This is a genomic window from Rhodococcus sp. IEGM 1379 (assembly GCF_030056815.1).
Classification (GTDB): domain Bacteria; phylum Actinomycetota; class Actinomycetes; order Mycobacteriales; family Mycobacteriaceae; genus Rhodococcus_F.
The window spans coordinates 1-9,235 of record NZ_JASHKR010000126.1 but is presented as its reverse complement, the minus strand read 5'-3'; the positions used below and the strand labels follow the sequence as shown (position 1 = coordinate 9,235).

The 9,235-nt window shown below is 60.4% G+C and carries 8 protein-coding genes; all 8 read left to right on the top strand.

The genetic code is table 11. The features are described 5' to 3' along the window. Positions 1–8 precede the first annotated feature (8 nt). The gene (gene dnaN / locus QM600_RS28040; protein ID WP_094270588.1) at positions 9–1,193 is read left to right on the top strand and encodes a DNA polymerase III subunit beta; all 1,185 of its coding nucleotides are present in this window, start codon (positions 9–11) and stop codon (positions 1,191–1,193) included. A gap of 57 nt (positions 1,194–1,250) precedes the next feature. After that, on the top strand, positions 1,251–2,465 hold the full coding sequence (gene recF / locus QM600_RS28035) for a DNA replication/repair protein RecF (RefSeq protein WP_283265024.1): 1,215 nt from the start codon (positions 1,251–1,253) through the stop codon (positions 2,463–2,465). Further along, positions 2,458–2,991 carry a DUF721 family protein gene (locus QM600_RS28030; RefSeq protein ID WP_169635314.1) on the top strand — a complete coding sequence of 178 codons (534 nt, stop codon included), beginning with the start codon at positions 2,458–2,460 and terminating at the stop codon, positions 2,989–2,991. Before recF ends, QM600_RS28030 begins: the two co-directional genes overlap by 8 nt. Positions 2,992–3,076: 85 nt before the next feature. After that, positions 3,077–3,970 carry a metal-dependent hydrolase gene (locus tag QM600_RS28025; protein ID WP_283265023.1) on the top strand — a complete coding sequence of 298 codons (894 nt, stop codon included), beginning with the start codon at positions 3,077–3,079 and terminating at the stop codon, positions 3,968–3,970. Next, positions 3,970–5,094 (top strand): PDR/VanB family oxidoreductase, encoded by a 1,125-nt coding sequence (locus QM600_RS28020; RefSeq protein ID WP_283265025.1) that lies wholly within the window; start codon positions 3,970–3,972, stop codon positions 5,092–5,094. The genes QM600_RS28025 and QM600_RS28020 overlap by 1 nt, the downstream gene beginning before the upstream one ends. A 24-nt stretch (positions 5,095–5,118) precedes the next feature. Then, on the top strand, positions 5,119–6,087 hold the full coding sequence (locus QM600_RS28015; RefSeq protein WP_283265022.1) for an alpha/beta fold hydrolase: 969 nt from the start codon (positions 5,119–5,121) through the stop codon (positions 6,085–6,087). Between the two features lie 198 nt (positions 6,088–6,285). Further along, positions 6,286–8,316 (top strand): DNA topoisomerase (ATP-hydrolyzing) subunit B, encoded by a 2,031-nt coding sequence (gene gyrB, locus QM600_RS28010; RefSeq protein ID WP_283265021.1) that lies wholly within the window; start codon positions 6,286–6,288, stop codon positions 8,314–8,316. 92 nt (positions 8,317–8,408) lie between these two features. Continuing rightward, the coding region (locus QM600_RS28005) for a DNA gyrase subunit A (protein WP_283265020.1) at positions 8,409–9,235 on the top strand (827 nt) is incomplete at its 3' end.

The window sequence follows — 9,235 nt, the reverse complement described above, 5'->3', positions numbered from 1 at the left end:
ACCCGGCGATGGAGCTTGGAAGCCTGAAGTTTCGCGTTTCCCGGGAAGAATTCGCTGACTCAGTCGCGTGGGTTGCCCGCAGCCTGCCCTCGAGGCCGCCTGTTCCCGTCCTCGGCGGAGTTCTTCTCGATGCAACCGAACAGGGACTCACCGTCTCCGGATTCGACTACGAGGTGTCCGCTCAGGTCCGCGTCTCCGCAGATGTGACCACCGTGGGTCAGGTACTCGTCTCGGGTCGCCTCTTGGCTGACATCACCAAGTCCCTGCCCAACAAGCCTGTCGATGTGTCCCTCGAGGGCACTCGAGTTCTCATCTCGTGCGGAAGCGCAAAGTTCTCCCTGCCCACAATGCCGGTCGAGGACTACCCGCAGCTTCCGACGCTTCCGCAGCAATCCGGTTCCATCCCGGTTGACTTGTTCTCTGAAGCAATCAGCCAGGTCGCCATTGCTGCTGGTAAAGACGACACCCTGCCGATGCTGACGGGTATTCGCGTCGAGATCAAGCAGAATTCCATCGTCCTTGCCGCAACAGACCGTTTCCGTCTCGCTGTGCGTGAGCTCGAGTGGACCCCGGCCAATCCTGATGTCGAAGCAGCAGTTCTCATTCCGGCCAAGACTTTGTCGGAATCCGCGAAAACTCTTGCCGGCAATGCAAATTCGCCGGTCGAGCTCGCTCTCGGTTCCGGCTCGAGCATCGGTAACGACGGCCTCCTCGGCATTGTGAACGACGGTCGTCGTACAACGACACGTCTCCTCGATGCAGAGTTCCCCAAGTTCCGTCAGTTGCTGCCCGCAACTCATACAGCCATGGCAACCGTCGAGGTGGCTCCGCTGATCGAGGCCATCAAGCGTGTGGCTCTCGTGGCTGAGCGTGGCGCTCAGGTGCGTATGCAGTTCTCCACTGAAGGTCTCCTGCTCTCCGCTGGTGGCGACGACGCCGGCCGCGCAGAAGAAACCCTCAATGCGACGTTCCAGGGTGAACCGCTGACCATCGCGTTCAACCCCGGATACCTGAACGACGGATTGACCTCGCTGCACAGTGAAAACGTGCTGTTCGGCTTCACGACTCCCAGCCGTCCGGCTGTTCTACGTCCGGCTACCGAAGAAGATCCGACTCCGGACGAGTCCGGTAACTTCGCTGCGCCCTCGAGCGAGTACACCTACCTGCTGATGCCGGTTCGTCTTCCCGGCTGATAGTTGTCGTCGGAGAGTCCTGGTGGCTCTCCGACATTCGGATCCGGGGAAACCACAGTGTTCGTTCGTAGATTCTCGTTGCGGGACTTCCGTTCCTGGGATTCCCTGACACTCGACCTTCTTCCGGGTACAACCGTGTTCCTCGGATCCAACGGGCACGGTAAAACCAACATCCTCGAGTCACTCGGTTACTTGTCGACGCTGTCGTCTCATCGCGTCTCTGCCGATGCTCCGATGATCCGCAGCGGTGCCACTAGCGCATTTGCCGGTGCCACAGTGGTCAATGCCGGGCGCGAGCTCACGATCGACGTCGAGTTGATCGAAGGAAAGTCCAACCGCGCCAGGATAAATCAGTCGCCGACGCGGCGTCCCCGTGAAGTTCTGGGAATTCTGCAGTCGGTGATGTTCGCTCCCGAAGACTTGTCTTTGGTGCGTGGTGATCCCAGTGATCGTCGGCGCTATCTCGACGAACTGTTGACGTCGCGGATTCCCCGAATGGCTGCTGTCCGTGCCGATTACGACAAAGTTCTGCGTCAACGCTCGGCGCTCCTGAAGACGGCCGGCGCGGCTCTTCGACGTGGGTCCGGTGAGAATGTGCTCTCCACCCTCGAGGTGTGGGACGGACACCTTGCTGCTCACGGGGCACAACTGTTGGCCGGACGCCTCGAGTTGGTTCATGATCTTGCACCGCATCTCGCGCAGGCGTATCGATCGATAGCACCGGAATCTCGGCCTGCCTCCATTCGTTATCGAAGCAGCCTCGGAACCTCGTTGGATCCCGAATTCACTGATCCGACAAGGGTTCCCGGAATCGACGACGTCGCGTACCTCGAGGAGCGTTTTCACCACGAACTGTCGGTGATGCGAACCAAGGAAATCGACCGGGGTGTGTGTCTGGTCGGTCCGCATCGTGATGATCTCGAGTTGGTTCTCGGCGACACTCCCGCGAAAGGCTTTGCCAGCCATGGAGAATCGTGGTCGTATGCGCTCTCGCTGAGACTGGCCGGGTTCTCGCTTCTGCGGACCGACGGCAGCGATCCAGTGCTTCTTCTCGACGATGTTTTTGCCGAACTGGATCGGCGTCGTCGACAGGCCTTGGCCGCAGTTGCAGCCACCGCTGAACAGGTCCTCATCACCGCCGCAGTTCCCGAGGATGTTCCCGAAGAACTCGAGGCAGCCAAATTCGGCGTCGAAGCGTCGGAAACCCCCGAAGGTCGGATTTCGCGGATAGTCTCGAAGGATCTACCCGAGGAGGTCGAATCCGATGAGTGACGAGAAAGAACCGGAACTACGAGGAATCGACCTGGCCCGCCGCGCCCTCGAGGAGGCCCGCGCTGCTGCCAAGGCCAACGGCAAATCCGTCGGCCAGGGACGCTCGTCGCCAAAGTTCGGCAGTGGTCGACCGCGTCGTAGAGGCGGTTGGTCCGGTCCCGGTCCAGATGCCCGCGATCCACAACCGTTCGGCTCCTTGACCAGCGCGATATCGAAATCGCGCGGATGGTCCCCGAAGGTGTCCGAAGGCACGGTGCTGGGTCGCTGGCCACAGGTTGTCGGTGAAGACATTTCTGCGCACGCCGAACCGATTTCTCTGCGTGAAGGCGTTTTGAGTATCTCGGCGGAGTCGACGGCGTGGGCTACTCAGCTGCGGATGATGCAGTCCCAGATCCTTGCGAAAATCGCTGCTGCGGTGGGTGACGGCGTCGTCAAGACGCTTCGAATCACTGGACCGAGTGCACCGAGCTGGCGGAAGGGTGAACGGCACGTCAAAGGCCGTGGACCTCGCGATACTTACGGCTGAGCGAGCCTAGTTATACCTATTACTTCATGTTACAGTTAACCTTCGTCATAGGTGAACTGTGTCACAGGCATGAGGAGTAATCGAAATGTCGAGCAAGATTTACGCTGAGCCGGATCACATTCTGTTGCAGGCTCGCAACGTCGAATTCGACTGGTCGGACCTGCCCATGCACTGGATTCCCGGTGATCCGTTCAGTACTCACGTACTCAACGTGCTACACCTGTTGCTGCCGGCGGGTGAAGCGTGGTTCGTCGAAACGTTCAAAGAAGCACTCCCGCTCATCGAGGATGAGAAGCTTCGCGAGGACGTCGTCGGATTCATCGGCCAGGAAGCCATGCACGCGGGCGCGCACACCGGCGTTCTTGTCCATCTGAAGGAAAACGGGCTGGATCCGACGCCATATACCCAGCAGATGGAATGGACCTTCTCGAAATTGCTCGGACCTCGCCCGATGACGGGTTTGCGGGCCGAGAATCACCTGGTCGAACGGTTGGCGATTATCGCAGCCATCGAACACATCACGGCATTTCTCGGTGACTGGGTCCTCAATGCCAAAGGTCTCGACCGCGCGGGAATGCACCCGACCATGCTCGATCTGCTCCGCTGGCACGGTGCCGAAGAAGTGGAACACCGCTCGGTGGCGTACGACGTCATGCGCTACTTCGACAAGCGTGAAAGCCGCAGAATTCGTACTCAGATCCTGGTGACACCCGTGATTGTCTGGCTGTGGATCCGCGGAACCCGATTCCTGATGCGAAACGACCCCGAACTCGCTGCGCAGGCGCCGAGCAGACGTCGCCCGCACCTCTCCGATTTTGTTGCCGCAGGCAAGCGGGGCACCGTGCCGACAAGCTACGAGTTGGTGAAGCGGATGTCGACGTACTTCTCGAAGTCGTACCATCCCGGCAACGAGGGCTCGACGGCCCAGGCGGTGAAGTATTTGGCGTCATCCCCAGCAGCTCAGGCGGCCGCGAAGTGATTCCCTCTATCTCCAGGATCAAGGACGTTCTGACCGGGCACGGCGGTTTGCCGCGGCACCAGGCTCCACCGGATCTTGCCGGCCGTGGACGGCCCGACCGAGCCATGCAAATTACAGAGTTGTTGGCGGACAAGTACCTTCGAGTTCTGACGGCCTACGACTACAACCCGAAGATTGCCGGCCACAACCCTGATACCGCCCTGAATATGGTGGTCACTTCGCGGGAAGTAGTAGCGACAGACGAGAACGTTGTGCGGCTTCGTTTCAGTACAGCGGACGGTTCACCGATTCCTCCGTGGCATCCGGGATCGCACCTGGACTTCCATCTTCCTTCCGGTCTACGCCGGCAGTATTCATTGTGCGGAGACCCGGCAGATGCGACGGGATACAGCGTCGCGGTGCGCCGGATACCCTACGGCGGCGGCGGATCGATCGAAATGCATGCCCTGCAACCAAGTGATCACGTCACGGTTCGAGGACCACGCAACGGCTTTCCGTTTATCGCCGGTGGAAGCGCACTTTTTGTAGCCGGTGGGATTGGCATCACGCCGATTATTGCAATGGTCAGGGCTGCAAGAGAATTGGGTATGGACTGGTATTTCGTGTACTCGGGCCGCTCCCGCGAATCCATGCCGTTCCTCGAAGAGGTTGCCGGGTGGGATCCGGAGCGTGTGTTTGTGCGACCCGACGACGAATACGGATTACCTACTGCTGCAGACCTTCTGGGGCGTGCTCCGGTAGGCGGAGCAGTATACTGCTGCGGTCCGACGCCGATGCTCGACGCCGTACGCACCGGGTTCCGTGAAACACCTTCCACAGCTTTGCATTTCGAAAGGTTTGGTGCGCCGCCGGTAACAGACGGTGTGCCGTTCGAAGTGCAACTGGTCAACTCGGGGCGCGTGCTGACCGTTCCGGCCGACCAATCTGCATTGGACGTCATCAAGAAGACCTTGCCGGGAGTCGGTTACTCCTGCCAGCAGGGGTTCTGCGGTACCTGCCGCGTGAAGGTACTCGCCGGCACTCCGGATCACCGCGAAAACCGTTTGACCGACACCGAGCGGGAAAACGAGATGCTCATCTGCGTCTCGCGTTCCGACGGTGGACGACTTGTACTCGATCTCTAGATTCTCGTACCGAAAGGTTCACCGATGACCAAGCACTCTCCTCTTCATGCTGTGACTACCCACCCTGTGACTACCCACCCAGTGACTTCCCGCCCAGGGACCGCTCGCCGCGTCACCAACGGTGCCGTCAGCCTGGCCGTGTTCGAGCAGGGACCGGTAGACGCCGAAACCATCGTCCTGGTCCACGGTTGGCCCGATACCCACGAACTGTGGAGTCGCGTCGCGCCGTTGTTGGCCGACGATTTCCGCGTGGTGAGTTACGACAGTCGTGGTGCCGGCGAGAGCACCGTTCCGTCGCGAGTGCAGGATTATCAGCTCAGCGCACTGGCCGCTGATCTGTTTGCTGTCATCGACGCCGTCAGCCCCGACAAACCGGTTCACGTCCTCGCTCACGACTGGGGATCCGTCGAAGCCTGGGAAGCGGTGTGCGAACCCGGGGCGGAAGAGAAGATCGCGTCGTTCAGTTCCATCTCGGGCCCCAATCTCGACCATCTCGGAAAATGGATCCGGTCCAGTGCGTCCAAGCGGCGTTTTCTCGGCCCGGTAGCGCAGGGAGTGGCGTCGGCATACACCGTTCTTTTTCAGATTCCGGGCCTCTGCACCGTGCCGTTGCGGTTGTGGTTTTCGAAGCATTGGCCGGCATTTCTCGGATTTTTCGACGGTCTCGACCCCAAATTGGTGAACACGGCACCGACGATCGCAGATGACATGGTCAACGGACTCAAGCTCTACCGGGCAAATATCAGGGCATCTCTCGGTAAGCCGCGGGACAGGTATACGGACGTGCCCGTTCAGTTGATCCTGAACAAGTACGACAAGGCCGTCCGGCCGGTGGGTTACGAAGATACCGAGAAATGGGTCTCTGACCTGCGTCGAATCGAGATTCCAGCTGGTCACTGGTCGCCGATTTCGCACGCCGGTGACGTTGCCGACCACGCCCGGGCATTTATTACGAGCCTGGGCGAGTGTCGCCCAGTCAAGCAATCTTCCTAGCGATTCACCTTCCCGGGACCAAAATAATTCGCCTGCGAAGCAACCAGGGGTGTCATTGAGCGGTTCCTGTCGGTGCTTGCCAGTAAGATGGGCTCCGGTAACTAGCGGCAACATTCTCGAACCCGCTCCGACGACACCCCGCAAGGGTTTGCTGGCGGCTGCGCTCGAGTATTGACGGAGAAGGAGAGCTACCCACCCGTGGCTGCCCAGAAGTCAGATACAAGCACTTCCAGCAATAACTACAACGCATCGTCCATCACGGTCCTCGAAGGGCTGGAAGCGGTACGGAAGCGCCCAGGCATGTACATCGGTTCTACCGGTGAACGCGGCCTGCACCACCTGATTTGGGAGGTCGTCGACAACTCTGTCGATGAGGCGATGGCCGGACATGCCACAAAGGTCGAGGTCACCCTCCTCGAGGACGGTGGCATCCGCGTCGTCGACGACGGCCGCGGAATCCCGGTCGGAATGCACTCCTCCGGGGTTCCCACCGTTGAGGTCGTACTGACCCAGCTGCATGCCGGCGGCAAGTTCGACTCCGATTCGTATGCCGTCTCCGGTGGTCTGCACGGTGTGGGCATTTCGGTGGTCAACGCGCTCTCCACCAGGCTCGACGTCGACATCAAGGTTGACGGCTATGAGTGGCATCAGACGTACACGGACTCCAAGCCGGGTGAGCTGATTCAAGGCCCAGCCACCAAGGAGACCGGAACCACGGTCACCTTCTGGGCTGACCCGGAAATCTTCGAGACCACTCGCTACAACTTCGAGACCGTTGCGCGCCGCCTGCAGGAAATGGCGTTCCTCAACAAGGGCCTCACCATCACGCTCACCGACGAGCGTGCCGAGGTCATCGACGACGAAGCTGCCGAAATAGCCGAGGCACCCAAGTCGGCTGAGACGCAGGAAGCTGTCGCTGCAGCACCTCGCAAGGCCAAGACTCGCGTCTACCACTACCCCGGTGGCCTCGAGGACTACGTCCGCCACATCAACAAGTCCAAGAGCCCCATCCACAACTCGGTTGTCGGATTCACGGCCAAGGGCACGGGCCACGAGCTCGAGGTCGCAATGCAGTGGAACTCCGGTTACTCGGAGTCCGTGCACACCTTCGCCAACACCATCAATACGCATGAGGGTGGAACACACGAAGAAGGCTTCCGCGCCGCACTGACCACGGTCGTCAACAAGTACGCGCGTGACAAGAAGCTGCTCAAGGAAAAAGAGCAGAACCTCAACGGTGACGACATTCGTGAGGGCCTCGCCGCCATCGTCTCCGTCAAGGTCGGTGAGCCGCAGTTCGAGGGCCAGACCAAGACGAAGCTCGGTAACACCGAGGTCAAGTCGTTCGTTCAGAAGGCATGCAACGAGCACCTTCAGCACTGGCTCGAGGCGAACCCCGCCGACGCCAAGACGATCGTGAATAAGGCCGTCTCGTCGGCGCAGGCACGTATCGCCGCCCGTAAGGCCCGCGAGTTGGTGCGTCGTAAGAGCGCAACCGACCTCGGTGGCTTGCCGGGCAAGCTCGCCGACTGCCGCTCCAACGATCCGGAGAAATCCGAGATCTACATCGTGGAGGGCGACTCCGCAGGCGGCTCGGCCAAGTCCGGCCGTGACTCGATGTACCAGGCGATCCTGCCGCTTCGCGGAAAGATCATCAACGTCGAGAAGGCGCGTATCGATCGCGTCCTCAAGAACACCGAAGTCCAGTCGATCATCACCGCGTTCGGCACCGGCATTCACGACGAGTTCGACATCGCCAAGCTGCGGTACCACAAGATCGTGCTCATGGCCGACGCCGATGTTGACGGTCAGCACATCGCAACACTGCTGCTCACGCTGCTGTTCCGCTTCATGCGGCCGCTCGTCGAGTCCGGCAAGGTCTACCTCGCGCAGCCGCCGCTGTACAAGCTCAAGTGGCAGAAGGGTGCGCAGCCTGAATTTGCGTACTCCGACCGCGAGCGCGACGCAATGATCAAGGCCGGCCTCGATTCCGGCAAGAAGATCAACAAGGACGACGGCATCCAGCGTTACAAGGGCCTCGGCGAGATGAATGCCAAGGAATTGTGGGAAACCACGATGGACCCGTCGGTGCGCGTTCTGCGTCTCGTCACTCTCGACGACGCGGCTGCTGCCGACGAGCTGTTCAGCGTGCTCATGGGCGAGGACGTCGAAGCGCGTCGTAGCTTCATCACCCGCAATGCCCGGGATGTTCGTTTCCTCGACGTGTAGGGCCTGCGGCCCCGTGGGCCTTTCTGGTAGTTCCGACTACCAAAAGTGCGCACGTGGGCGCCTGCGCCCCCTTCTTTTAAGAAAGTGAACTCATGACCGACACCACGTTGCCACCGGACGAACCGCAGCACGACCGCATCGAACCGGTCGACATTCAGCAGGAAATGCAGAACAGCTACATCGACTACGCCATGAGCGTCATCGTCGGTCGCGCGCTGCCGGATGTCCGCGACGGCCTCAAGCCGGTGCACCGACGCGTGCTGTACGCGATGTACGACAACGGATATCGTCCCGATCGCGGATACGTGAAGTCTGCCCGACCGGTTGCCGAAACCATGGGTAACTATCACCCCCACGGCGACTCCTCGATCTACGACACCCTGGTTCGTATGGCCCAGCCGTGGTCGCTGCGATACCCGCTCGTCGACGGCCAGGGCAACTTCGGTTCCCGCGGCAACGACGGCGCGGCCGCCATGCGTTACACCGAGTGCCGGCTCACGCCGCTCGCGATGGAAATGCTGCGTGAAATCGACCACGAGACAGTCGATTTCACGCCGAACTATGACGGTAAGACTCAGGAACCCACGGTTCTGCCCAGCCGTATCCCGAACCTTCTGATCAACGGTTCCAACGGCATCGCCGTCGGTATGGCGACCAACATCCCGCCGCACAACCTGCGTGAAGTTGCCGACGCCATCTACTGGGCTCTCGAGAACTACGAAGCCGACGAGGAAACCACGCTTGCGGCTGTCATGCAGTACGTCAAGGGACCCGATTTCCCGACGTACGGTCTGATCGTCGGCGGCCAGGGAATCCAGGATGCCTACAACACGGGTCGCGGTTCCGTCCGCATGCGCGGTGTCGTCGAGATCGAAGAAGATGCCAAGGGTCGCACCACGATTGTCATCACCGAGCTGCC